Source organism: Burkholderiaceae bacterium DAT-1 (genome assembly GCA_019084025.1).
In the GTDB taxonomy this organism is placed as follows: domain Bacteria; phylum Pseudomonadota; class Gammaproteobacteria; order Burkholderiales; family Chitinimonadaceae; genus DAT-1.
The window spans coordinates 187035-211687 of the sequence record JAHRBI010000004.1; the positions used below are offsets into that span (position 1 = coordinate 187035).

The window sequence follows — 24653 nt, forward strand, 5'->3', positions numbered from 1 at the left end:
CATCCCGATGCGTACCGATTATTGTGGCTTGATTGACAAGCGTTTCCTGTCCCAGACCGTGACTGTCAAAGGTTGGGCTCACCGTCGCCGTGACCATGGTGGCGTGATTTTTATCGATCTGCGCGACCGCGAAGGTCTGGTGCAGGTGGTGATCGATCCGGATACCCCGGAAGCGTTCAAACTCGCTGACAGCGTGCGTTCCGAGTTCGTGCTGTCCATTACTGGTATCGTGCGCGAGCGTCCGGCTGGCACCTCCAACGCTAATCTGATCTCCGGCGAAATCGAAATTCTGGCCAAGGACATCGAAATCCTGAACGCGGCTGCAACGCCACCGTTCCAGATCGACGACGAAAACCTGAGCGAAATGACCCGTCTGCAGCATCGCGTGATTGATCTGCGTCGTCCGGCCATGCAGAAGAATATGCGTCTGCGTTACAAGGTCGCGCTGCTGGTGCGTAATTTCCTGGATAGCCGTGGCTTCATCGACATCGAAACACCGATGCTGACCCGTTCGACACCGGAAGGTGCGCGCGATTATCTGGTGCCGAGCCGTGTGCACGATGGCAGTTTCTTTGCGCTGCCGCAGTCCCCTCAGCTGTTCAAGCAGCTGCTGATGGTGGCGGGCTACGATCGCTACTACCAGATCACCAAGTGCTTCCGTGACGAAGATCTGCGTGCAGACCGTCAGCCTGAATTCACCCAGATCGACGTGGAAACTTCGTTCCTGAACGAAGAAGAAATCATGTCCATCATGGAAGACATGGCTGTTCACGTCTTCAAGGAAGCCATCGGCGTGGATCTGGGCTCCTTCCCGCGCATGCCTTACGACGAAGCCATGTTCTACTACGGCTCTGACAAGCCGGATATGCGTGTGAGCCTTAAGTTCACCGAACTGACTGACGTCATGAAGGATGTGCCGTTCAAGGTGTTCAGCGGCGCCGCAAACATGGAAGGTGGTCGTGTGGTTGGCCTGCGCGTGCCGGGGGGTGCAGCATTCAGCCGTTCCGAAATCGATGCATGGACACAGTTCGTTGCCATTTACGGCGCACGTGGCCTGGCCTGGATCAAGGTCAACGACATCACCAAGCTGAACGAAGAAGGCCTGCAGTCGCCGATCGTCAAGAATCTGACCGACGTCGCACTGAAAGCTATCATCGAACGCACTGGCGCACAGAATGGCGACATCGTGTTCTTTGGTGCCGACAAGACCAAGGTGGTGAACGAAGCCATCGGTGCACTGCGTCTGAAGATCGGTCACGAGAAGGGCGAAGCAGGCGGTTACTTCGTCAAGGAATGGCGTCCGCTGTGGGTGGTCGACTTCCCGATGTTCGAACACGACGAAGAAGACAATCGCTGGGTAGCCTGCCACCATCCGTTCACCTCGCCTAAGGTGGAACACATCGAGTTCCTCAAGACCGATCCGGGCAAGTGCCGTGCGCGCGCCTACGATATGGTGCTGAATGGCTGGGAAATCGGTGGTGGTTCGGTACGTATTCACCGCGCCGACATGCAATCCACGGTGTTCGACGCACTGGGTATTTCCGCCGAAGAAGCACAGAACAAGTTCGGCTTCCTGCTGGAAAACCTGCAATACGGTGCACCGCCCCACGGCGGTCTGGCCTTCGGTCTCGACCGTCTGGTTACACTGATGACCGGTGCCGAGTCGATCCGCGACGTGATTGCCTTCCCGAAGACTCAGCGTGCACAGTGTCTGTTGACCGACGCACCGAATCGTGTCGACGAGAAGCAACTGCGCGAGCTGCACATCCGGCTGCGCAACAATCAGCCGGTTGCCTAAGCCTGCAAGGGTTTAACGGAAAAAGCCAGTCAGCATTGCTGACTGGCTTTTTATTTGTCCTTGGACATCGCAAGGGTGCCGATGGCAAACAGGCACCCTGAAGCGATTACAGTGCGGTCGATGCGGCTTCGACTTCCTCAATCGTCTTGGCAATCGGCTTGCCCAGCACGCGCGCGCCATCCGCTGTTACAAGCACATCATCTTCGATACGAATGCCGCCAAAGTTGCGATAGGCTGCAAAGGCTTCGTAGTTGATGAACTCCTTGAACTTGCCTTCTGCTTGCCAGCGGTCAATCAGCGCCGGGATAAAGTAGATACCCGGCTCAACGGTCACGACCCAGCCTTCGCACAGCGGACGAGCCAGGCGCAAGGACTTGCGGCCGAACAGTGTGCTGCGCTCGAAGCCTTCGCCGTAGCCCACCAGATTTTCACCCAGACCTTCCATATCGTGCACATCCAGACCAATCATATGGCCCAGACCATGCGGGTAGACCAGGCCATGTGCGCCTGCGGCCACGGCTTCTGCACTGTCTCCCTTGTACAGGCCCAGTGCCTTCAGTCCGTCCACAATCACGCGGGCCGACAGATCATACACATCACGGAATGGCACGCCCGGCTTCATCGCGGCGATGGATGCCAGCTGCGAATCCAGCACGGCTTGGTAAACCGGCTTCTGCTGTTCGGTAAAGCGGCCGCCCACCGGAATGGTACGGGTGATATCGCTCGCGTATTTCAAGGGGCTTTCGGCACCGGCATCGTTCACCACCAGATTGCCCGCTTCCAGTGTGTAGCCATGGCCGTGGTTGTGCAGGATGTGGCCATCGCGGCTGAAAATGATCGGGTAGGCGGTTTCGCGGCCTTGCGAATTGGCCAGACCATGCATCAGGCCGACGACTTCCTGTTCACGCACACCGGGCTGGCTGGAGCGCATGGCCAGCATATGCATGCGCCAGGTGATTTCCAGCGCGTTCTCCATTTCGGCGATTTCCAGCGCATCCTTCACGGCACGCAGGTCAACCACTGCCTTGATCAGCGTGGTGGAGGGCGCGTGGGCATCTACTGCGACGTTCAGCAGTGAGGCTAACAGTAGGCGGTTATCAGCGCGGTACTGCGGCAGCGTATGGATGGTGCGTCCGGCTTGTGCGGCGCTTGCCAGCATGCTTTGCAGGGAGGCGAAAGGTTGTACCTGTGTGATGCCAGCGCCTGCAGCACGCTCCACAAGGCTCGGCAGCGGGCCTGTCCACACGATGCTGTCGATGTCGCCATCATCACCAAAAAGCGTTGTGGTGCCCGCGTCGAAATCAATGATTGCAGCCAGATTCGGTGCATCCAAACCAAAGAAGTACAGGAAGCTGGAATCTTGACGGAAATGGTAGATATTGTCCGCGTAGTTCATCGGGCTGTCGGCGTTGCCAAGGAAGAGAGCAATGCCGGTGCCGACGGTTTTGTTCAATGCTTCGCGGCGTTGGGTATAGGTCTGTGCAGGAAACATCGCGTGGTCCTTTACTTGGGGATGCTGAATGATACGTCGATGGCTGCAACAACACACGTTGCAGCGCATCGTGAAAGTGATAGGCACAGCAATTAAAATCTAGATTGCTGTAACTGAATCAGACTGTGTGCGCCTGCTCTGCCTTGGCAACAAATCGATTGCAGGTATGGCGCAGCAGGAAGCAGAGCCCGATGGCAGCTACGGTGAGGCCCGCAACCAGTGCGATCCAGAATCCTTCTGCGGCCATTGGCTTGGCAGGGGCCCATGGCGCCCAGGCGGGCGATCGACCGAGTACATAGCCCAATGGCAGGCACACAGCCCAGAATGCGGTCATATGAATGATCATGGGCGGGCGGGTTACTTTGTAGCCGCGAATCGCACTGGAGGTGGTGACCTGCGTCGCATCTGATAACTGAAAGATCGCCGCGAGAATCAGTAAGGTGGCAGCGCGTTCAGCGACTTGCGAATCAGCGGTATAAAAGCTGGCAATCGGCAGCGCAAACAGTGCAATCAATGAGGCTGAAATCACCGCCCAGATCAAGCCAAGTGATACCCCAGCCCACGCGCGATAACGTGCTTCATGCGGATCACCTTCGCCCATGGATACCCCCACCCGCGTGATCAGGCCAATGCCAAGTGACATCGGCACCATAAATACCAGCGAGGAAAAATTGAGTGCGATCTGGTGCGCAGCCACTTCGCGTGCGCCAAAATCGGCCACCAGCAGCGCCACCAGACTGAAGGCGCTGGCTTCGGCAAAGTAGGTGATGCCAATCGGAAGCCCGATCTTGGTGAGGCCCTTGATCACATGAAAGTGCGGGCCTTCAAAATGCGTGAGCGGCTGTGTCTCACGATATACAGGCGAGCGCATGACATGCACCACCATCGCAATCAGCATCAACCACACGCTGCTGGACGTCGCCACTGCGCAGCCAAGGCCGCCCATGGCAGGTAAGCCAAAGTGCCCGTAAATCAAGGCATAGTTCACCAGCACATTCCAGATCAACGCCAGAATGGACATCACCATCATCGGGCGCGTATGGCCAAGCCCGGCGCTGTAGCCGTACAGCACGCGATAAGCCGTAAATGCGGGCAGTCCCGTACTGATGATATTCACAAAATGCACTGCATCCGCACGCACATCTGCTTCAATCCGCATGCCGGCAAAGGCAAGCGTTGCGGCATTGGTGCAGACCACGCCGATCAATCCGGCAAATACGGCTTTCCATAGGGATTGCCGTACCAGCGACGGAATCTGGTCGAGCGTGCCTGCACCCACATGGTGAGCGACGGAGGGATTAATGGCCATCATCAGACCCATCAGGGTCACGATAATAATGGACCAGATGGAGGTGCCGAGCGATACGGCAGCCAGCGCATTGGCAGAATCGTGCCCGGACATGGCCACGTCGGCTACGCCCATGCCAATTAGCGCGACCTGACCGACTAAAATAGGCCAGGCGAGTTGCCAGAGCGCGGCCATTTCTTTAGGAAAATGGCGGATGGAGTGTTGGTGGTGCATAGCGGGCCGATCAGTTCATCCGTACAAAACCGGATTATCGGATCAAGTCCGCCAATCGTCACCCTTAATGTGCGGTTGCGTTCAGCGCAATCACTGCCTCGATCGCCAGTTTCTGGCCAAATCGTTCGTTCAGCGCCAGTAACTCATTGAGACTCAGGCCGACCAGCGCCAGGCTGCCATCATCGACACGATACAGTTCCGCATCCAGATACAGGGCGAGTTCGCGTACTTTAGCCAGTTCGATCATGGATTCGGGGCCACGACTTTTCAGGCGAGCCCAGTTCTGGCCGACAAAACGGCGTGTCAGGCTGTCTTTGTTCAGAATGGCGTCGCCACGTTGGGCACGAAGGGCAGGGGTGATTTCCAGGCAATCAAACATCGGTGTACTCCTGTTCTAGCGAGGCCCGACGTCGGGCGACGCTTTAGCGGGTTTCGGCCCCATGGCCCGCGCCCCGCAAGTTGTCTTAAATCGGCGCGTGCTGCTGATGGGGTGAACAGGAAAACCTAAAGGGGGCGTTTGGCAGGCAGGTAATAAAAAACCCGCCTCCTTGCGGTGGGCGGGTTATCGGTTCACTAGCAGTGAACCTCCGCTTTAGCCGCATTTATAACGCGCCCGCAAGCTGTTCACTCAAATCGGCGCAATGGACACAATATAATCATCACCGCAGAAGCTGTCAAGCGGGCTGAAATTGTGTCGGCGTGGGAGCAGGGCGCAAGACAGAACTTTTTATCGAATTTTTATACTGAAACATCAGGGAATGCCTTATCCTGCCCTTACTGGCCAATGCGGCCAGAATCAATGGTTGTAGAAATGGGTTTTCCCTGTTGCAGGCTGATGTCACAAATTGGAGCTGGTAGACCAATGAACATATTTTCGCGCATCCTGGCAGTTGAGGACGTGATGTTGGGTGTGGATGTCAAGGACAAGCGTAGCCTCTTTGAACAGGCTGCAGAGCGCTTGAGTAAACAGCATGGGTTAGCCGCAGGCATGATCCTGACGCGCCTGCTGGAACGTGAAAAGCTAGGGTCAACTGGAATCGGGCAAGGTGTCGCCATTCCGCATGCACGGGTGGACGGACTGAAAGAACCACTGGCCATGTATATGCGACCCGTCGCCCCAATCGGGTTCGAGGCGCCGGATCGTCAGCCGGTGCGTGATGTGGTGGTCTTGCTGGCGCCCGAACATGCCAATCGCGATCATCTGCGCATTCTGGCCGAAACAGCCCAGTTGTTCTCCGACCGAAAATTTCGGGAGAAGCTGGATGCGGCAGATTCACCTGAGCATGTGCGACAGCTATTTACAGCTGAGGTCTGAATGCCGTCGCGATTCTGGCGAAGCAAGCAGGTCTGATCCTGATTGCTTCGCGCGCACTCATCTTCCGACTTTCAGTGGCGCCGATTTCGATTTAAACAGCTTAATACCACTTCAAGTCACGTTGCATGATGCTGATCCTCATGACGTTGAGATCAGTATTTGATGCAGGAAATGTAGTAGTACCCGCCAAACCCCATGCGCACACCATTGTATTGCGAGCCAGGCCAAACCTGATTGCAATATTCCGGACCCACCTGCTGGTTACCCCAGATGCTGTAATAACGAGTTTCAGCGGCGGAGGCACTTAACGTACTTGCGAATAACATGCTTGCCAACAGGATTGCTTTTTTCATGCTGTACTCCTGAGTGATCAATCATTGATGAGGACGCATAAGGTTGCGTCAATGAACTCCTGCGCAAGAGTTGATTGATTCTATTGGTATTAATTTGGTAATACAATTTTTGGGAGCTGGTCTGTTGCGGATAGCATGAAGGCTAAGGTCGACTGCATGTATGAGCCGCGTCGATGTGCCGTTCTCCCAAGGCGCGGGGAGCAGCTTGGGCGCTGAATGCGCACTGATGGATCAAGCAGCAGGTGAGGGAGATTATTCCGGTGATCTGGAATCAATAAACAACGTCACCGGCCCATCATTCACCAGTGACACTTTCATATCAGCGCCAAATACCCCTGTAGGCACGGGCTTGCCGAGCGCAGCAGCGAGACTGGCCACAAACTGATCAAATAATGGCTTGGATACGGCACCCGGTGCCGCGCGGCTCCAGGACGGGCGATTGCCCTTTTTGATCGATCCGAACAGGGTGAACTGGCTCACGGCCAGTACCTCGCCGTTTACATCCAGAATCGAGCGGTTCATCACGCCCGCCTCGTCACTGAAAATGCGCAGCTTGATCAGCTTTTGCACCAGCCAGTCGATGTCGGCCTGCGTATCCTCGGCTTCGGCCCCAACGAGCAAAAGCAGCCCCGGGCCGATCTGCCCGGTGACTGCTTCGTCTACTGTCACACTTGCTTCGCTTACGCGCTGCAATAACACTCTCACCAGCGAATTTCCTTTTTATCATTGAGGGCCAGCGCACCGCGCACCACCGCGAAGGCGACCCAGATCCAGGCAACGATGGCGATCAGGATAGCCACGGGAATCCCGATAATCGTCACGCCGAAAATAAATGCCATAAAGGCCGAGATCACACCGGTCCAGAACACCTTCAGCCCCCAGCGGAAGTGGCTTTCCAGCCAGGTGCCGCGTGCATCATCCTGTTTCACATACAGCAGCACCGCAGCCAGGAGGCCGGTCGGCAGCGCGGTTACCAGCGAAATGCCAAGGCCAGCATAGGCGATCAGGGCAATATTGCGCAGCGGGCGTTCTTGATCTTCAGTCAGCAGCAGTTCAGACATGATGTGCTCCTTGGTGTGTGCTTGTTGTTGATGAGCACATCGTATGTCTTGCACTCACGCCCGGCATTCAATGTGAGACTGAATGCAAAAGGTGAGGGATGAACTGCAGCGGGCTGTGATTGGCGTTAACACTCCACAATATTCACCGGCACCTCGATCACATTGATCGCGAGGCCGCCGCGTGCGGTTTCCTTGTACTTCACATGCATGTCGCGGCCGGTGTCGCGCATGGTGCGGATCACGCGGTCGAGCGAGATGAAGTGATTGCCATCACCGCGCAAGGCCATACGGGCAGCATTGATGGCCTTGATCGAGGCCATGGCATTGCGCTCGATACATGGCACCTGCACCAGACCGCCCACCGGATCGCAGGTCAGCCCCAGATTGTGTTCCATGCCGATTTCGGCGGCGTTTTCTACCTGCGCAGGTGTGCCGCCCAGCACTTCGGCCAGTGCACCCGCTGCCATTGAACAAGCCGAGCCGACCTCACCCTGACAGCCCACTTCGGCGCCGGAGATCGAGGCATTGGTCTTGAACAGAATACCGATGGCGCCAGCCGTCAGCAGGAAGCGAACGATGCCATCGTCGTTGGCACCGGCAATGAAGTTGGCGTAGTAATGTAGTACGGCAGGCACAATGCCGGCGGCGCCATTGGTGGGCGCGGTGACCACGCGACCACCACCGGCGTTTTCTTCGTTCACTGCCAGTGCATACAGATTTACCCAGTCCAGCACCGTCAGCGGATCGCGCAGGGCGGCTTCCGGTCGGGACGACAATTGCTTGTGCAGATCAAAGGCGCGGCGCTTCACCTTCATGCCACCCGGCAGAATGCCTTCAGTGCGGCAGCCGCGCTCCACGCAGCGTTTCATCACCGACCAGATTTCCAACAACTGGGTGCGCACTTCGGCTTCGCTGCGCCAGGTCAGCTCGTTTTCCAGCATGATCTGGCTGATGGTTTTACCGTGGCGTTCGCACAGGGCCAGCAATTCGGCAGCGGTTTTGAACGGATGCGGCAGCGACTCTACGGTGGGCGGGGTAAAGCCACCCTGCGCCGCATGTTCGTCCACCACAAAGCCGCCGCCTACCGAGTAATAGGCGCGCTTTGACAGCTCATTACCCTCGGCATCGTAGGCCGCAAAAATCATGCCGTTGGCGTGGTAGGGCAGGGTCTTGCGTTTGTGCAGAATCAGGTGCTCGGACTCGATAAAGTCGATGGGATGCTTGCCCAGTACATTCAGGCGTTTGCCGGTGCGGATGGCATCGACCATGCCCGGCACGGCATCGGTATCCACTAGACGCGGCGATTCGCCCTGAAACCCCAGCAGCACCGCGATATCCGAGCCGTGACCCTTGCCGGTGGCACCGAGCGAACCGTATAGCTCGCCACGCAGCGAGGCCACTTTATTCAGCAGGCCATCATTTTCCAGACGGCGGACAAAAGTACGGGCCGCGCGCATCGGGCCGACGGTATGGGAACTGGAAGGGCCAATGCCGATCTTGAACAGATCAAACACGCTGATCGCCATGAGGGGTCTCCTGAGCCGGTGGGGCTAATGCTGACTTGGGTTATATAAATGCGGGCTGTGCCCGTCTGATGCGGGTGATTATAGGGGTGAAATCTGAAAATCTTGTTGTGCAGTGCGGAATAGATCAGCTTGGCCGGTAGGCGTCGTAGCGCACGCTGTCGCCTTCGTAGGCAAAATCCGGCTTAACACCATCCAGAAACGGCGCATGGCGCGGCCGCTTTACTACCACGCGGTCGCGTGCCAGTGCGCGGGCTGGTGTGAGCAACGCATCAGCATCTTCATCGGGGCCGACCACTTGCTGGAAAGCCTGCATGTCTTTTTTGGAAAGCGCGGATTTTTTGTGCTGATCCGGAAACATCGGGTCGAGGTACACCACTTCTGGCCGTTCGCCTGTCCACTGCGTAAGCACATCGTGCGTTCTGTCGACATGTAAGGTCATGCGTGCGACGATCTCGGCCAGTTCTGCCGATTGCGCCGCCCGCGCCAGACCATCCTCCAGTAGTGCCGCTGCCACGGGCGAGCGCTCAACCATATCCACGCGGCATCCCAGTGAGGCCAGCACAAAGGCATCACGCCCCAGTCCGGCTGTGCCATCCAGCACGTGCGGTGTGTGTCCGCCCTTCAATCCACAGGCCTTGGCCACGCCTTGCCCGCGTCCGCCACCATGCATGCGCCGCCACTGTGCCGCTCCCGAGGCAAAATCTACCCGAACCGGCCCCGGCGCCCCTTTGCCAAAGCTATGAATTGCCAGTCCATCCGTGTCCAGCATCAGCGCTTGTCCGGAATCGGGCAGCGCGGTCAGCACAGCAAAGCCATGACGGGCAGCGATCAACGCAGCAGCATCTTCAAAACCGGGGGCGGGGAACAGCGCAAGGGACATGGTCATCGAGGGCAAAATTCAATGCGGGCATTATCGCATTCAATGCGGGCCTTTGGCAGCGGTATCCGGGATGACGTGGCCCCGCCACATGTGGCGGGAGGGGGCGGGTTGAAGGGATGTCTGTTGTGGGAGTGGTGCATATTTGGAGCGTATCACGGCTAATCAAAAGATGGAGTGATATAGTCCGCGCCAAACGAATAATCAAAATAACTCACACATTCAGCATTTTGCGGAGGAAAAGAATTGAACGAATTGAATAAGCAATCCATCCTATCAATGAGCAAACACGCCCACGACTGGACAGAACACACCTATCAGCAGCATCCTGCCGTACGCGGTGGTGAAGGCTGGGCGGATAAGCAGCGGGTGCTGCTAGCCGATATGGCCCTGCATTTATTGCAAACTGCGCTGCGCGATGGAGAATTATCGGAAGAGATGCTCAAGCGGAATCTCTACGCCATTCTGACCATTTCTGATCAATTTATTGAGGGCCAGGATCTGAAATCCATGGCCGATGCGCTGTACTGATTACTTGGAATAAACATGCTGACGTATAGAAGGTCCACCGAGGCCGATATCGACGCCATGTCGGTGATTCGCCTGCTGGTCAAAGAGAATGTGCTGCGTGATCCCGGCAAGGTGACGCGTGGCATGTATGCCGACTATCTGGATAAGCTGGGACGTGGCTGGGTGTGCGAATCGGATGGCGTGATCATCGGGTTTTCGTATGCAGCCAAAGCCGATGCCTCGATCTGGGCGCTATTTGTCCATCCCGATCACGAAGGCAAGGGCGCAGGTAAGGCGCTGCTCAAACTGGCAACCGACTGGTTGTTTGCCGAAGGGGCTACCAAGGTAACGCTGGGGACGACTGCGAATACGCGTGCAGATTCATTTTATCTGGCGCAGGGCTGGCAGCGTGGCGAGATGCTGAATGCGGTTGAGGTGGGGTTTACGCTGGCACGACCCTGAAGCTGTTGATGTATTGATGATCCATCATTCTCGAGACAAATAGTATGCGCAATCTGGCAATTCCTCTTTGGGCTGCGACCTTATTTTTTCTAGCACCGCTGTGCACTCGCGCAGTGGAAGCTACGACTGCTGTCCGGGTCACGCCGCTGCTTAAGGCTTCATCCACCTGGCACGGTGAAGCCATTCAATACCCACAGGGACAAGCCGAAGTGACGGCCCTGCAGATCGAGATCGCCCCGGGCGGTGAAACAGGCTGGCATCTGCATCCGGTGCCATCCTTCGCCTTTGTGCAACAGGGTGAGCTACAGGTGACCTTGAAGGACGGCACCTTCAAGGTACTGAAGGCAGGAGATGCCTTTGCCGAGGTGGTCAATACCTGGCACAACGGCAAGAACGTGGGTAAGGAGCCGGTGAAACTGCTGGTGCTATATACCGGCGCGGTCGGGGTACCACTGACACGCAAAGCGGATCCGGAGTAGGGTGTGCAAGCGCGCTGGTAAATCGTACCAATTACAGCGTGACGCATGATGAGCGGACAGAACGATACGCCTTGTTGCAGAAGCCCTGCATGCTGATGCCCTGTTAGAACCGATCTGAAAGTCGGCTACTCTATCCGGGTGGTGTCGCGACTAGGGGAATAAGATCGGGGATGAGGGCGCAGCATCTGTGACGGCTTAAAGCAGATTAAAACCAGGCAAGGGGGTCGACATTGCGTAAACTTGCTAGGTTATTGGCGATTCCAACGAATCCTGAGCATATTGGGCTGATTGGAACCTTGATTGCTTTTTACACCCCTCTTGGATGCTGCGCAATATAGTCCCGCAGGACGCTATCCATCCGCGCCTGCCAGCCTTCGCCTGTTGCCTTGAAGTATTCAAGCACTTCAGGGCTGTAGCGAACGGAAACCAGCTGCTTTTTGCTGTCCGATTTCGGACGGCCGCGCAGTGCCTTCAGGGGCACCATGGACTGCAGTTGAGCATCAGTGAGAGGCAATGCATCTGGGTCGGATAATGCGGCGCGGGTGATGGCCTCGTCCTCAGATTCTGAGGGCATGATGATGGGGCGTTTAGCTGTGTTCGACATAATAGGTCACCTCGCGTCTGGTGGCTCGTCGTAAGCTGATGATTCTGCGGACATCTTCCCGATCAACAAATGCCACGTAGTAGACAATGCCGGTATCAGGTGCCAGCGCAATCATCCTGCACTCATCATAGGCGTATCGGTCATCTATCCAGACCAACGCGACATCCCAGTCCAGAGAGGCTGCCAAGGCCAAGGATAAGCCGTGCTTATCCTGGTTGGCGGCATCTTTGGCGGGATCAAACACAAAGTGCATGAATTAATGTAGCTACATTAAATTGAGTTGTCAATTAGCCAATGCGCATGCCCGGCACTGCACCGCTATCGGGCGACAGAATAAACAGCCCTTCGGCCATATCGCCGCTGGCGGCCAGCACCATGCCTTCCGACAGGCCAAATTTCATCTTGCGCGGGGCCAGATTGGCCACCATCACGGTCATGCGGCCGATCAGGTCTTCCGGCTTGTAGGCCGACTTGATACCTGCAAACACGTTACGGGTTTCGCTGCCGATATCCAGTGTCAGTTGCAGCAGTTTGGCTGCGCCTTCTACATGCTTGGCGTCAACGATACGGGCCACGCGCAGGTCGATCTTCGCAAAGTCATCAATGGTGATGGTCGGGGCGACGGGCTCGTAGGTCACGGCCGGTGCGGCTTCGACTTGCGGGGCGAGGGACTGCTTGTTGGCTTCGATCAGGTTTTCAATCATCTTCGGGTCGATACGGGTCATCAGGTGGTTATACGGCTGGATCGTGTGATCCAGCAACAGCGAGCCAGCGTCCTGCCAGGTCAGCGGCGCGACATTGAGGAAGGACTCGATGTCGCCAGCCAGCTTCGGCAGCACAGGCTTCAGGTAAATGGTGAGCAGTCGGAATGCGTTGATCAGAAGCGAGCACGCGCCATGCAGATCAGCTTCGCGGCCTTCCTGCTTGGCCAGTTCCCACGGCTTGACCTGATCCACGTACTGATTTACTTCGTCGGTCAGCGCCATGATGTCGCGCAGCACGCGGCTGTATTCGCGGGCTTCATAGCCGTCTGCCAGGGAAGACGCTGCGGATTGCAGGCGCTCGATCAGTACATTGTCCGGCAGGGATGCAGCCAGCTTGCCATCGAAGCGCTTGGCGATGAAACCGGCGGCGCGGCTGGCGATATTGATGTACTTGCCCACCAGATCAGCATTCACACGGGCCACGAAGTCGGTCAGCGACAGATCGGCATCTTCGATATTGGCGCCCAGTTTGGCGGCGTAGTAGTAGCGCAGCCATTCCGGATTCAGGCCGATATCCAGATAGGAGCGGGCAGTGATGAAGGTGCCGCGCGACTTGGACATCTTCTGGCCGTCCACGGTCAGGAAACCGTTGACGTTGATGGCGGTCGGCGTGCGATGGCCGGAGTATTTCAGGATCGCAGGCCAGAACAGCGCATGGAAATACAGGATGTCCTTGCCGATGAAGTGGTACAGCTCAGCATCGGAATCTGCACCCCAGTAGGCATTGAAATCTTCGCCGATGCGGTCGAAATGATGCTTGGTGGCGGCCATGTAGCCGATTGGCGCATCCAGCCACACGTAGAAATACTTGCCCGGTGCATCCGGAATTTCGAAGCCGAAGTAAGGCGCGTCGCGGCTGATGTCCCAGTCTTGCAGACCGGCTTCAAACCATTCGCCCATCTTGTTGGCGGCTTCGCGCTGCAGGCGGCCCGGTTCGCGGGTCCAGGCGGACAGGAATTCGCCGCACTCCGACAGCTTGAAGAAATAGTGCTCGGACTCACGCAACTCAGGCGTGGCACCGGATACGGCCGAGAACGGGTTCTTCAGTTCGGTTGGGGCATAGGTAGCGCCACAGACTTCACAATTGTCGCCGTACTGATCCTTGGCGCCGCACTTCGGGCATTCGCCCTTCACAAAGCGGTCCGGCAGGAACATCTGCTTTTGCGGATCAAACAGCTGGCTGATGGTTTTCACGGCGATCTTGCCGTCGGCCTTCAGGCGACGGTAGATGTCGGCGGACAGCTGTTTGTTTTCCGGCGAATTGGTGTGATAGTAGTCGTCAAAGCCGATATGGAAACCGGCAAAGTCGGCCACGTGTTCGTCATACATGCGTGCAACAAACGCTTCCGGGGTCATGCCCTGCTTTTCGGCATTGATCATGATCGGGGTGCCGTGGGTATCGTCACCGCACACATAGTGCACAGTGTGGCCACGCATCTTCTGGAAACGCACCCAGATGTCGGCCTGAACATAGCCCACCAGATGGCCGAGGTGAATCGCGCCATTGGCGTAGGGCAGGGCGTTGGTTACCAGGATTTTGCGCGGTGTCGATGCGAGGGTCATGTCGGCACTCTTGGAAGGTTGTCATCAAGCCCGCGATTATAACGGATAGACGCCTGTTCGCGTGCGCCATGACAGGGGGGATCGTGTAATCCGACGAACGCCAATCAATTGCCTGACCGGATTGATCAGGATCAAAGACCGGACGTGCGGCTCAGCGATTGAATATAAAGCTGGTAGAATTCGCCCCTTTGTAATTTTTGGACAGACATACCATGACCGTTCAAGTCGTTGACTATCGCGCCCCGGATGCCGCCGCCCGCTTTGCACAATCCCTGCATGAGACAGGTTTTGGCGTGCTGAAGAACCATCCGGTGGATCAGGCGCTGGTGGAATCCATCTACGCCAACTGGCTGGATTTCTTCAAGAACGGCAACAAAGACGACTTCGCCTTTGACGTTGAAAAGCAGGACGGTTATTTCTCCAGTGCAATTTCCGAAGTGGCCAAGGGTCACACCGTGAAAGACATCAAGGAATACTTCCACATCTATCCGTGGGGACGTATTCCCGATGCACTGCGCGAGCAGATTCTCGATTACTATCAGCGCACCAGCGCCCTGGCCGCAGAGTTGCTGGGCTGGATTGAAGCCGAAGCCCCGGCTGATGTACGCGCCCGTTTCACCGAGCCGCTGCCCAGCATGATCAACAACACCCCGAACACGCTACTGCGTGTACTGCATTACCCGCCGCTGCGTGGTGATGAACCGGAAGGGGCGATTCGTGCGGCTGCGCATGAAGACATCAATCTGATCACTGTTTTGCCTGCCGCCAATGAACCGGGCCTGCAAGTGCTGAACAAGGAAGGTCAGTGGATGGATGTGCCGTGTGATTTCGGTACGCTGGTCATCAATATCGGCGACATGCTGCAGGAAGCCTCGGGCGGCTACTATCCGTCTACCAGCCATCGCGTGATGAACCCGAGTGGCGAAGGCCGTTTCAAGTCGCGGGTGTCGCTGCCGCTGTTCCTGCATCCGCGTGGTGAAGTGGTGCTGAGCGAGCGCTACACCGCGCGCCAGTATCTCGATGAACGTCTACGCGAACTCGGCGTAAAGATGTAAAGTAACGGCGATTCAATCGCCGTTTTTGCTTTTTGGGCTGCCGATTCAGGTGACGCCCCCGTTTCACGCATTCCCGTTTTCAGAAAGAAGGTTACGATGTCGTCCGCCGAGCACATCCTGTCAGTTCTCAATGCAGTGGTCGATCCCGAGATCGGTCGGGACTGGGGTTCACTCAAGGCGTTGCGCGAATTGCGCATGGATGGCGACATTGTGTCCTGCCGGCTGGTGCTGCCTTTCCCGGCGCGTAGCCGCCATGATGCGATGGTGGCCGGTTTGCAGCAGGCGCTGCGCCATTTCAATCCGCAGCTTCAACTCAATGTCATCGTCGAACAGCAGATCGAAGCGCATACCGTACAGCGTGGCCTGACGCCGCTGCCGGGTGTGCGCAATGTAATCGCTGTGGCCAGTGGCAAGGGCGGCGTGGGCAAATCCACCACCGCCGTGAATCTGGCGCTGGCGCTGGCGGCCGAAGGCGCCAAGGTGGGCGTACTGGATGCCGATATCTATGGCCCCTCGCAGCCGCAGATGCTGGGTCTGAACGGGCAAAAGCCGAATTCGCCGGATGGCAAATCCATCGAACCGCTGCTGGCGCACGGCCTGCAAGCGATGAGCATCGGGTTCCTGATCGACGCCGATCAGCCCATGGTGTGGCGTGGCCCGATGGTCACGCAGGCGCTGATGCAATTGCTGAACGATACCAAGTGGCAGGATCTCGACTATCTGGTGGTCGATCTGCCGCCGGGCACAGGCGATATCCAGCTCACGCTGAGCCAGAAAATCCCGGTGACCGGCGCAGTCGTCGTCACCACCCCGCAGGACATCGCCTTGCTGGACGCGCGCAAGGGCATCCGCATGTTCGAAAAAGTGGGCATTCCCATCCTCGGCATCGTCGAAAACATGGCGGTGCACGTGTGCTCCAACTGCGGCCATGCCGAGCCGATCTTCGGTGAAGGCGGCGGCGCAGGCCTGAGCGAGGAATACCACGTTTCGCTGCTCGGCCAGCTCCCGCTGGAAATGCACATCCGCCTTGCAGCAGACAGCGGCGCACCAACCGTCGTCAGCGCGCCGGATTCACTGGCTGCACAGACTTACCGCAAGATCGCCCGCTCTGTGGCCATTAAGGTCAGCGAGCGTGCCAAGGATTTCTCCGCGCGCATGCCGAAGATTGTGATTCGGAATAGTTGATTAACGTTATCAAGCGCCATTTAGGTGAATATTCGAATGGATAGTGTGAAGGAAGTAGTGGGAATTTGCCTTTCCATCGGCTTTATTGTGATGCTTCTTTTGGTGCTAGGGGTGATCGTACGATTTTCGATTATTTCTCCATTGTTGACTCGAGGAGAAAGAAGTCGACTTCGAATCCCAGACGCCGAGGCCGTTGCAAAAGTGGTTGGGCTGCTTCCAAGTGAAGGGCTCGTGAATTTCTATAAAGTGTGGCCCCATCTGCAGAAATCCGAGTTCTATCTCTTAGACCCGAAATCTAGGCAAAAGTGGTTTTTCGGCGCATTCATTCCCTTAGCAGGGATAGATGTGGAAGAATGCATTAAACTAAGCGGAAAGCACGGAATTCCTATCGCAGACGATTTGAACAAGGGAATGTACTTTGAGCAACCGGATGGTGGCATCATTCTTGTTTCCCCCCAATTTGAGGATGGAAGTGCAAGGGTTGCAAACTCTATCCACGAGTTGCAGAACTTCAAGTATTCCGTGCGTTAATGAACATAACGCATTGAGGAGCCCCTCGTGAAGTGTCCATTTTGCGGTTCAACGGATACCCAGGTCGTGGATACGCGCCTGTCGGAAGAGGGCGACAGCATTCGTCGCCGCCGTCGCTGTACCGCCTGCGACAAGCGTTTTACCACCTTCGAGACCGCCGAAGTGCGTGCGCCGCAGGTAGTGAAGCAGAACGGCAATCGTGCCGATTACGATGCCACCAAGATTCGTACCAGCTTTATGCGCGCGCTGCACAAGCGCCCCGTGCCGACGCAGCTGGTGGACGAAGCCATCGAACGCATTAACCAGCGCGTGCTGGCCTCCGGCGAGCGGGAAATTGATTCGCGCCGGCTGGGCGAGATGGTGATGAATGAACTGGCCAAGCTCGACAAGGTGGCGTACATCCGCTTTGCGTCCGTGTATCGCAGCTTCCAGGACGTGGACGATTTCCGCGATGTGATCCGCGAGGTCAGCAAGAATTGATCGCTGCACCCGCTGAATTTACTGCCCAGAATCACCAATTCATGGCGCGCGCGCTGCAACTGGCTGCAGCCGGGCGCCATGTGTCTATTCCCAATCCCAATGTCGGCTGTGTGCTGGTGCGCGATGATGTGATCATTGGCGAGGGCTATACCCAAGCCGATGGTGGTGATCATGCCGAAGTCACGGCGCTGAAAGATTGCCGCAACCGTGGGCTCGACCCTGCGGGGGCCACTGCCTATGTGACGCTGGAACCCTGTGCGCATTATGGCCGCACGCCGCCCTGTGCGCTGGGTCTGATCAACGCCCGTGTTGCCCGCGTGGTGGCTGCGCTGCAAGATCCATTTCCGCAGGTGGCGGGCAAGGGGCTGGCAATGCTGGCTGATGCGGGCATCGCGGTGCAATCCGGCCTGATGCAGGTCGAGGCCCGTCAGACCCTGCGTGGTTTTTTATCGCGCATCGAACGTGGTCGCCCGTGGGTGATGAGCAAGATCGCCGCGAGTCTCGATGGCAAAACGGCGCTGGCCTCCGGCGAGTCAAAATGGATCACCGGCGCAGCGGCACGGCAGGATGTGCAAACCCTGCGCGCGCATGCGGCAGCCATCCTGACGGGTGTGGGGACGATACTGGCCGATGATCCGGCGCTCACTGTGCGCGAATACCGGGGTGATGCGTGGACCTTATCCCGTCAGCCGGTGCGCGTGATTGTCGATTCGCAGTTGCGTACGCCCGCGTCGGCGCGTGTGCTGCGCGAGCCAGGCCAGATCTTGATTGTCGCGGCAGCAAATCATCCCGAACGTGCCGATGCCTTGCGTGCGGCTGGTGCAGAAGTGCTGGTCTTGCCGGATGCGCATGGCCGTGTCGATCTGCCAGCTTTGCTTGCCGAATTGGCTGCACGGCGTCTGGGCGATGTGATGGTGGAGGCCGGCGCGACGCTCAATGGCGCGATGCTGGCGGCAGGGCTAGTGGATGAACTTGTGCTGTATCAGGCACCTGTTCTGCTGGGGAGTGCCGCACGCTCGATGGCGGCGTTCTCGCTGGATACGCTTGCAGACAAGCGCGGGGCACGCTGGGTGGATACCCGGATGGTGGGCGCCGATGTTCGCCACACACTGCTATTTGATGCGACAATTCGATTGTAAATTTTGATTTTCGCACTTGTGTTTTTTGCAGTTTGACCCGACCTAAGGTCAATGGCTGAAAAGCCTTGCATGGCCTACACTGGTTGTACTGACTGGTATTGCGTAGGCACGAACAATCTGGAAGGACGAACATGTTTACTGGCTTGGTTGAAGCAACAGGCACAATTGGCACCGTACAGCCGATTGATGGTCATGGTCTTCGCGTGATGATTGTCACCGAAGATATGGATCTGACCGATGTGCTGATTGGCGAAAGCATTGCGATTGATGGCGCGTGCATGACGGTCATCAGTAAAACCGAGCGTTCGTTCAAGGTCGATGTCTCGGCCGAATCCCTGCGCTGCACGCATGGCCTGGATGATCCGGGTCGCGTGGTGAATCTGGAACGTGCGCTGCGACTGGGCGATCGTCTGGGCGGGCATATGGTGTCCGGCCACGTGGATGGCGTGGGCGAAGTGCGCAAGTTCGAGCAGGTCGGCGACTGCGTCAAGATGGTAGTACAGGGCCCGAAAGCGCTGGCGAAATATCTGGCGACCAAAGGGTCGATTGTGGTGAACGGCGTGTCGCTGACCACCAATCTGGTCAAGAACGTGATGGATCGCTGCGTATTCAGCTGCAATCTGGTGCCGCATACGCTGGAATGCACCAACCTGCGCCTCCTTGAAAAAGGCGCCAAGGTCAACCTGGAAGTGGACATGATCGCGCGCTATGTCGAGCGTCTTATGCAAACCGAAGATGAAGATCTGTTGTAAAGTGCGGGTTTGATGCCGCACTTTTGAGTGGAAGTCGATGACGATTGCAACTGTACCCGAGCTGATCGCTGATCTCGCAGCCGGTAAAATGATTGTCCTGATGGACGATGAAGATCGCGAAAACGAAGGGGATCTGGTCATGTGCGCCGAGCACGTGACCCCTGAAGCGATCAATTTCATGGCCAAGTTTGGCCGTGGCCTGATTTGCCTGACGCTGACCGAAGACCGTTGCCGTCAGCTCAATCTCCCGCTGATGGTGTCCAATAACGGTACACCGCACGGCACCAATTTCACGATGTCCATCGAGGCTGCCGAAGGCGTCTCGACTGGCATTTCGGCAGCAGACCGCGCGCATACCGTGCAAGTAGCCGTGGCGAAAGATGCCCGCCCGCGCGATATCGTGATGCCGGGGCATATCTTCCCGCTGATGGCAAAAGAAGGCGGTGTACTGGCGCGCGCAGGCCATACCGAAGCAGGCTGTGATCTGGCTCGCATGGCGGGTGCGCAACCGGCTTCCGTGATCTGCGAAATCATGAACGACGACGGCAGCATGTCGCGTCTGCCCGAACTGATTCCCTTTGCTGAGCAGCATGGACTCAAGATTGGCACCATTGCCGACCTGATCCAGTACCGCAGCCGGACCGAATCCCTGATCGAACGTGCAGGCGAGCGCACTGTTACCACCCCTGCTGGCGAATTCAAGCTGGTGGCTTTCCGTGAGCCATCGCGTGGTAATACGCATCTGGCACTGGTGCTGGGCGATATTCAGTCCGATCAGGATACGCTGGTGCGGGTGCATGAGCCGCTGAGCGTCATCGACTGGATGGATATGGGCCAGACCCGCCATTCCTGGGGCATCTACCGCAGCCTGGAAGCCATCAAGGCAGCCGGCAGCGGCGTGGTCATTCTCCTGCATCGTCCTGAAGGTGGCGACGATCTGCTCGCGCGTGCCTTGCCCGAGCTGGCACTGAATGTGCCGCAGAAGTGGGATATGCGGACTTACGGCATCGGCGCACAGATGCTGCGCAATCTGGGTGTCCGTCGCATGAAACTGCTGTCGCCCGCCCGCAAGATGCCGAGTATGGCTGGCTTCGGGCTGGAGATTACCGGCTTTGTCGAGCCTGTCTGACCCCTCCCTTCGGTTTTCCTTTGCCCGGTTCCGGCCGGGCAGGTAAATGCGGTTCACCGTTTGCGCGGGCTAAACTGACCAGCCGCTTTGACCGTTCTGGCATAGTCCAGTAAAATCAACCGTTTTGCTCTTTGCCTTACACCCATTGCAAGGATTTATCATGCCGCGTCACGCACACCTCTCCGAAATCGAAACCAATCTGGACGGCAAGGGCCTCCGCATCGGTATCGTGATGAGCCGTTTCAATAGCGATGTGTGCGAAGGCCTGCTGGTCGCCTGCCTCGATGAGCTGAAGCGACTCGGCGTGCGCGATGAAGATCGCTTGCTGACCACCGTGCCGGGCGCACTCGAAGTACCACTGGTGCTGCAAACCATGGCAGCTACCGGCAAGTTTGATGCCCTGATCGCACTCGGTGCCGTCATTCGCGGCGAAACCTATCATTTCGAGCTGGTTTCCAACGAATCTGGTGCGGGTGTCACCCGCGTGACACTGGACAGCAAGCTGCCGATTGCCAATGCCATCCTGACGACCGAAAACGATGATCAGGCGCTGGTGCGCATGCAGGAAAAGGGGGCGGATGCAGCACGCGTGGCGGTAGAAGCAGCCCGTCTGCAAGAAGCACTGAAACAATGGGCGGCCGAACGTGCGTAAGCACGAGCGTATCATTTGAAGAGCAAGCGGAATAACAAGGAAGTGGCCATGACCGACAAAACATCTGCCCCGAAGGATGCCGACAAGGCGCCAAACAAGTCGCCGCGTCGCCGCGCCCGTGAATACGCTGTACAAGGTTTGTACCAGTTCCAGCTGACCGGTGATTCGGTGGGCACCATTGAGCGCTTTCTGCGTGATAGCAGCACCGCGTTTAACCGTGCCGATGAAGGCCTGTTCCGCGAGATTTTCTACGGTGCGATGAATGCCCGCGAAGATCTGATGTACCGGATCGAGCCGTGTCTGGATCGCTCCGTGGACGAAGTCAGTCCGGTGGAAAAGGCGATTCTGCAAGTCGCTGCTTTCGAGCTGCTTAACAAGCCGGAAACCCCGTACGCAGTCATCATTAACGAAGCAATCGAGCTGGCCAAAACCTTTGGCGGTACCGATGGACACCGCTTTGTGAATGGCGTGCTGGACAAGCTCGCGGTTGAAGTTCGCGCGGCAGAGGTTGCGCAAGGCCGCAAGCGCAAGTAATCTACTGCGCAGTCAATAATAGAAGAGGGTGAAGGGTATGGCGATAGGCGAATTCGAGCTGATCCGCCGCTATTTCACCCGCTCTTCAGCCAATGCCGTTCTGGGCATTGGCGATGATGCCGCCCTCGTGGCACCGTCTGCCGGTATGCAACTCGCCATCGCAGCGGATACCATGGTCGAAGGGCGGCATTTCTTCCCCGGCACCGACCCCCACTCACTCGGCTGGAAAGCACTGGCAGTCAATCTGTCGGATATGGCTGCAATGGGTGCTGATCCACGCTGGTTCACTCTCTGCCTTACCCTGCCATCTGTTGATGAGCGCTGGCTCTCCGGTTTTGCCGAAGGCCTGTTTGCGCTGGCGGACCGCTTTGGCGTCAGCCTGATCGGTGGCGATACCACTTCCGGCCCGCTCTCCATTTCCATCCAGATCATCGGTGAAGTGCCCGTTGGCCGCGCATTGCGACGTTCAGGCGCGCAGGCAGGCGATGATGTCTGGCTGAGTGGTGTGACAGGTGCGGCCGCGCTGGCTGTGCGTCAGCGTATGGGCGAAGTTGTGGTGGGTGACCTGGAGCGCGAGTTTTGCGCCGGAAAACTGGATCGCCCCGAGCCCCGAGTTGTGCTTGGCCAGGCACTTCGTGGCATTGCAACTTCAGCAATTGATGTCTCCGATGGCTTGCTGGCCGATCTCGGGCACATTGCCAAAGCATCCGGGGTTCAGATTCTGCTGGATCAGTGGGCCATTCCGCTGCCGCCCTTATCGGTGCGTGCCGAATTGCTGGATGAACTGGTGTTGTCAGGCGGCGATGACTACGAGCTGGTGTTTACTGCGCCTGCATCCCGCCGCACGCTGGTTGAGGATCTTGCCCTGTCTGCGGGTGTCAGTCTCACGCGTATTGGTATGGTTGAAGCGGGCAACGGTGTCGCATTATTCGGTCGGGACGGTCACATTGTGCAGCCACACAAAGCTGGATTCGATCATTTCCTGAATTGATCGTTACATCTGCTCCCCTCAAATAAAATCAGGCTCCCTAGGGAGCCTGATGCACATCTTCAGTTGAATGACAGCAAATTACTGTTCTTGCTGCGATTCGTTGATTTTCTTGATGTAGGCATTCTGTTCGTTGATCGCTGCATTCGCCTTGCCGATAGCGGCTTGTGCCAGCTGGTTTTGTTCATCGACGAACTTCTTGATGCACTCGGAGTATTCCTTGACGCGGCGCTGGAACACTTTGCGCTGGTTGTCGCTGGCGAACTTGCTAATTGTGTCCGGTTGCTTGCATTCCGGTGCTGCAGGTGTAGCGGCGGTCGGTGCAGCATCTTCTGCATAAACTTGGGCGATCAGACCGAGCATCAGAATCGCGATCATTTTTTTCATGTATCTGCTCCAGGTGTGATTTGGATTTCGTGGAGGCGATTGTAGTCGCTTCGACATAAATCGGACAGTGGCAAATGCATATTGCTGATGCCAATCAAATGCTGTGTCTCACAGCGCATTCAATGGGAGCTTCAGATAACTGATCCCATTTGCTTCTGCGGGTGGAAATTCTCCCGCCCGAATGTTGATCTGAATCGAAGGCAGAATCAGTTGCGGCATGCTCAGGGTGCGATCACGGGCTTCACGCATGGTCACAAACGCTTCCTCATCTACCCCGTCGTGAACATGCATATTGGCGCGGCGCTGTTCAGCCACCGAACTCTCCCACTGTGCACCGCGGCCAGGCGGAGGATAGTCATGACACATGAACAGACGCGTATCCAGTGGAAGCGACAGTAAGCGCCGAATGGATGCATAGAGTTGGCGCGCATTGCCACCCGGAAAATCGCAGCGAGCGGTGCCTACATCTGGCATAAACAGGGTGTCCCCCACAAATACCGCGTCACCGATCTGATAAGCGACATCAGCGGGTGTATGACCCGGAACCTCCATCACGCGAATGGATAGATCGCCCGCATTCAGCGTATCGCTTTCATGAAGCGTGCAATCGAATTGTTTACCATCCGGTGCAAATTCACTCCCCAAATTGAAAACTTTTGCAAAGGCACGCTGAACTTCGGTAATCTTTGCACCAATGCAGATTCGGCCACCGATGTGCTTGCGTAGATAAGCCGCGGCGGAAATATGATCTGCATGGGCATGCGTTTCAAGCAACCACTTGATCGTTAATTGTTTTTCGTGAACGAAGGCAATGATCTGGTCGGCTTGTTTGGTAGATGTTCTGCCCGACTTCTGATCAAAGTCGAGAACGGGATCGATGATGACCGCCTCTCCCTTTGGGGCATCGTAGACCACATAACTGATTGTCCAGGTTTGTGCATCGAAAAAAGCTTCAACATTGGGTGCTGGCATGTGATCTCCTCTTGGTCTGGGATGAAATATTAGACCGAAAAGGCATATATTACTTCCTGAAAGTTATCTTTGATTTGAGGTGAATAAAAAAATCAACCAATAAGCACGATATGAGTGAGGAAATTCGACCGTGTATACCGAAGCAGCATCGTTTTTCAGGACGTTTGGCAATCAGGATCGTCTGGCACTACTGAATGCCCTGGATCAAGCATCCATGACCGTGACGGAAATGGAGCAGCGTACAGGCATCCGCCAGCCAACACTTAGTCAGCAGCTTGCTGTTCTGCGTCAAGCAGGGCTGGTGGAAACCAGTCGAGATGGCAAGTTTGTGCATTACAGCCTGACCAGTGGCCGAGCCCTGATTATGCTGGGCATGATGCGACACATGTTCGAGCTGAGTATGATGGCCGAGCCCTCTGTTGCGGCCGGGTGTGTGCAGCATGAAGCCATCACCCTAGAGGGAATAGACGATCAGATGCCCAAAGCCGCCTGACCTTCCCGAACAATGCAAAATCCCCCGGTT

At 56.9% G+C, this 24653-nt stretch carries 29 protein-coding genes and 1 riboswitch; of the genes, 16 read left to right on the forward strand and 13 right to left on the reverse strand.

Going from position 1 to position 24653, the window contains the following annotated elements:
• The first annotated feature begins 1 nt into the window (after position 1).
• Positions 2–1798, forward strand: coding sequence for an aspartate--tRNA ligase (gene aspS / locus KSF73_09460; protein MBV1775942.1), 1797 nt, complete (start codon positions 2–4; stop codon positions 1796–1798).
• Positions 1799–1904: 106 nt separating this feature from the next.
• Here the strand turns inward: aspS and KSF73_09465 are convergent, their stop codons facing one another.
• From KSF73_09465 to KSF73_09475, 3 genes are all read right to left on the reverse strand, one after another.
• On the reverse strand, positions 1905–3290 hold the full coding sequence (locus KSF73_09465) for an aminopeptidase P family protein (GenBank protein ID MBV1775943.1): 1386 nt from the start codon (positions 3288–3290) through the stop codon (positions 1905–1907).
• Between the two features lie 118 nt (positions 3291–3408).
• The gene (locus KSF73_09470; protein ID MBV1775944.1) at positions 3409–4812 is read right to left on the reverse strand and encodes an MATE family efflux transporter; all 1404 of its coding nucleotides are present in this window, start codon (positions 4810–4812) and stop codon (positions 3409–3411) included.
• 64 nt (positions 4813–4876) lie between these two features.
• Positions 4877–5191 (reverse strand): hypothetical protein, encoded by a 315-nt coding sequence (locus KSF73_09475; GenBank protein ID MBV1775945.1) that lies wholly within the window; start codon positions 5189–5191, stop codon positions 4877–4879.
• Between the two features lie 192 nt (positions 5192–5383).
• Positions 5384–5462, reverse strand: a riboswitch (SAM riboswitch).
• Positions 5463–5623: 161 nt separating this feature from the next.
• On the opposite strand from KSF73_09475, the gene KSF73_09480 reads away from it, so the two are divergent.
• Positions 5624–6127 carry a PTS sugar transporter subunit IIA gene (locus tag KSF73_09480; protein ID MBV1775946.1) on the forward strand — a complete coding sequence of 168 codons (504 nt, stop codon included), beginning with the start codon at positions 5624–5626 and terminating at the stop codon, positions 6125–6127.
• Between the two features lie 152 nt (positions 6128–6279).
• Here KSF73_09480 and KSF73_09485 read toward each other — a convergent pair whose 3' ends face one another.
• From KSF73_09485 to KSF73_09505, 5 genes are all read right to left on the reverse strand, one after another.
• On the reverse strand, positions 6280–6480 hold the full coding sequence (locus tag KSF73_09485; protein MBV1775947.1) for a hypothetical protein: 201 nt from the start codon (positions 6478–6480) through the stop codon (positions 6280–6282).
• 252 nt (positions 6481–6732) lie between these two features.
• Positions 6733–7185: a D-tyrosyl-tRNA(Tyr) deacylase gene (dtd, locus tag KSF73_09490; GenBank protein ID MBV1775948.1), complete on the reverse strand. Its 453-nt coding sequence runs from the start codon at positions 7183–7185 to the stop codon at positions 6733–6735.
• The gene (locus KSF73_09495) at positions 7182–7541 is read right to left on the reverse strand and encodes a hypothetical protein (GenBank protein ID MBV1775949.1); all 360 of its coding nucleotides are present in this window, start codon (positions 7539–7541) and stop codon (positions 7182–7184) included. Before KSF73_09495 ends, dtd begins: the two co-directional genes overlap by 4 nt.
• Positions 7542–7666: 125 nt before the next feature.
• Entirely contained in the window at positions 7667–9067 is a 1401-nt protein-coding gene (locus tag KSF73_09500; protein ID MBV1775950.1) for an L-serine ammonia-lyase, read from the reverse strand.
• 124 nt (positions 9068–9191) lie between these two features.
• Positions 9192–9953: a class I SAM-dependent methyltransferase gene (locus tag KSF73_09505; GenBank protein MBV1775951.1), complete on the reverse strand. Its 762-nt coding sequence runs from the start codon at positions 9951–9953 to the stop codon at positions 9192–9194.
• 237 nt (positions 9954–10190) lie between these two features.
• Between KSF73_09505 and KSF73_09510 the strand changes: the two genes are divergently transcribed.
• The 3 genes from KSF73_09510 to KSF73_09520 are packed head-to-tail and all read left to right on the forward strand — an operon-like array spanning position 10191 to position 11395.
• Entirely contained in the window at positions 10191–10475 is a 285-nt protein-coding gene (locus KSF73_09510) for a hypothetical protein (protein MBV1775952.1), read from the forward strand.
• Between the two features lie 57 nt (positions 10476–10532).
• Positions 10533–10916, forward strand: a complete 384-nt coding sequence (locus KSF73_09515) for a GNAT family N-acetyltransferase (protein MBV1775953.1) — start codon at positions 10533–10535, stop codon at positions 10914–10916.
• Between the two features lie 44 nt (positions 10917–10960).
• A complete protein-coding gene (locus KSF73_09520) occupies positions 10961–11395 on the forward strand; it encodes a cupin domain-containing protein (protein MBV1775954.1) in 435 nt (144 codons plus the stop codon).
• A 307-nt stretch (positions 11396–11702) separates the two neighbouring features.
• Here KSF73_09520 and KSF73_09525 read toward each other — a convergent pair whose 3' ends face one another.
• From KSF73_09525 to metG, 3 genes are read right to left on the reverse strand one after another with little or no spacing between them, the layout of a single operon-like run.
• Complete coding sequence (locus tag KSF73_09525) at positions 11703–11999, reverse strand: BrnA antitoxin family protein (GenBank protein ID MBV1775955.1); 297 nt, start codon at positions 11997–11999, stop codon at positions 11703–11705.
• A complete protein-coding gene (locus tag KSF73_09530) occupies positions 11983–12252 on the reverse strand; it encodes a BrnT family toxin (protein MBV1775956.1) in 270 nt (89 codons plus the stop codon). The genes KSF73_09525 and KSF73_09530 overlap by 17 nt, the downstream gene beginning before the upstream one ends.
• 34 nt (positions 12253–12286) lie before the next feature.
• The gene (metG, locus tag KSF73_09535; protein ID MBV1775957.1) at positions 12287–14326 is read right to left on the reverse strand and encodes a methionine--tRNA ligase; all 2040 of its coding nucleotides are present in this window, start codon (positions 14324–14326) and stop codon (positions 12287–12289) included.
• A 212-nt stretch (positions 14327–14538) separates the two neighbouring features.
• Here metG and KSF73_09540 point away from each other — a divergent pair, with 212 nt between their 5' ends.
• From KSF73_09540 to thiL, 10 genes are all read left to right on the forward strand, one after another.
• A complete protein-coding gene (locus KSF73_09540; GenBank protein ID MBV1775958.1) occupies positions 14539–15381 on the forward strand; it encodes an isopenicillin N synthase family oxygenase in 843 nt (280 codons plus the stop codon).
• A 96-nt stretch (positions 15382–15477) separates the two neighbouring features.
• Complete coding sequence (gene apbC, locus KSF73_09545; protein ID MBV1775959.1) at positions 15478–16566, forward strand: iron-sulfur cluster carrier protein ApbC; 1089 nt, start codon at positions 15478–15480, stop codon at positions 16564–16566.
• Between the two features lie 36 nt (positions 16567–16602).
• Positions 16603–17097 carry a hypothetical protein gene (locus tag KSF73_09550; protein ID MBV1775960.1) on the forward strand — a complete coding sequence of 165 codons (495 nt, stop codon included), beginning with the start codon at positions 16603–16605 and terminating at the stop codon, positions 17095–17097.
• A 27-nt stretch (positions 17098–17124) separates the two neighbouring features.
• A complete protein-coding gene (gene nrdR, locus KSF73_09555) occupies positions 17125–17577 on the forward strand; it encodes a transcriptional regulator NrdR (protein ID MBV1775961.1) in 453 nt (150 codons plus the stop codon).
• Between the two features lie 41 nt (positions 17578–17618).
• Positions 17619–18716: a bifunctional diaminohydroxyphosphoribosylaminopyrimidine deaminase/5-amino-6-(5-phosphoribosylamino)uracil reductase RibD gene (gene ribD, locus KSF73_09560; GenBank protein MBV1775962.1), complete on the forward strand. Its 1098-nt coding sequence runs from the start codon at positions 17619–17621 to the stop codon at positions 18714–18716.
• Positions 18717–18847: 131 nt separating this feature from the next.
• Complete coding sequence (locus KSF73_09565) at positions 18848–19468, forward strand: riboflavin synthase (GenBank protein MBV1775963.1); 621 nt, start codon at positions 18848–18850, stop codon at positions 19466–19468.
• A gap of 37 nt (positions 19469–19505) precedes the next feature.
• The gene (gene ribB, locus KSF73_09570; protein MBV1775964.1) at positions 19506–20597 is read left to right on the forward strand and encodes a 3,4-dihydroxy-2-butanone-4-phosphate synthase; all 1092 of its coding nucleotides are present in this window, start codon (positions 19506–19508) and stop codon (positions 20595–20597) included.
• A 160-nt stretch (positions 20598–20757) separates the two neighbouring features.
• Positions 20758–21249: a 6,7-dimethyl-8-ribityllumazine synthase gene (gene ribH / locus KSF73_09575; GenBank protein ID MBV1775965.1), complete on the forward strand. Its 492-nt coding sequence runs from the start codon at positions 20758–20760 to the stop codon at positions 21247–21249.
• Between the two features lie 48 nt (positions 21250–21297).
• The gene (nusB, locus tag KSF73_09580) at positions 21298–21783 is read left to right on the forward strand and encodes a transcription antitermination factor NusB (GenBank protein MBV1775966.1); all 486 of its coding nucleotides are present in this window, start codon (positions 21298–21300) and stop codon (positions 21781–21783) included.
• A 43-nt stretch (positions 21784–21826) separates the two neighbouring features.
• Positions 21827–22774: a thiamine-phosphate kinase gene (thiL, locus tag KSF73_09585; GenBank protein ID MBV1775967.1), complete on the forward strand. Its 948-nt coding sequence runs from the start codon at positions 21827–21829 to the stop codon at positions 22772–22774.
• A 78-nt stretch (positions 22775–22852) separates the two neighbouring features.
• Here the strand turns inward: thiL and KSF73_09590 are convergent, their stop codons facing one another.
• Entirely contained in the window at positions 22853–23158 is a 306-nt protein-coding gene (locus KSF73_09590) for a hypothetical protein (protein MBV1775968.1), read from the reverse strand.
• Between the two features lie 108 nt (positions 23159–23266).
• Entirely contained in the window at positions 23267–24130 is an 864-nt protein-coding gene (locus tag KSF73_09595; protein ID MBV1775969.1) for an MBL fold metallo-hydrolase, read from the reverse strand.
• A gap of 130 nt (positions 24131–24260) precedes the next feature.
• Here KSF73_09595 and KSF73_09600 point away from each other — a divergent pair, with 130 nt between their 5' ends.
• Complete coding sequence (locus tag KSF73_09600; GenBank protein MBV1775970.1) at positions 24261–24623, forward strand: metalloregulator ArsR/SmtB family transcription factor; 363 nt, start codon at positions 24261–24263, stop codon at positions 24621–24623.
• Positions 24624–24653 lie beyond the last annotated feature (30 nt).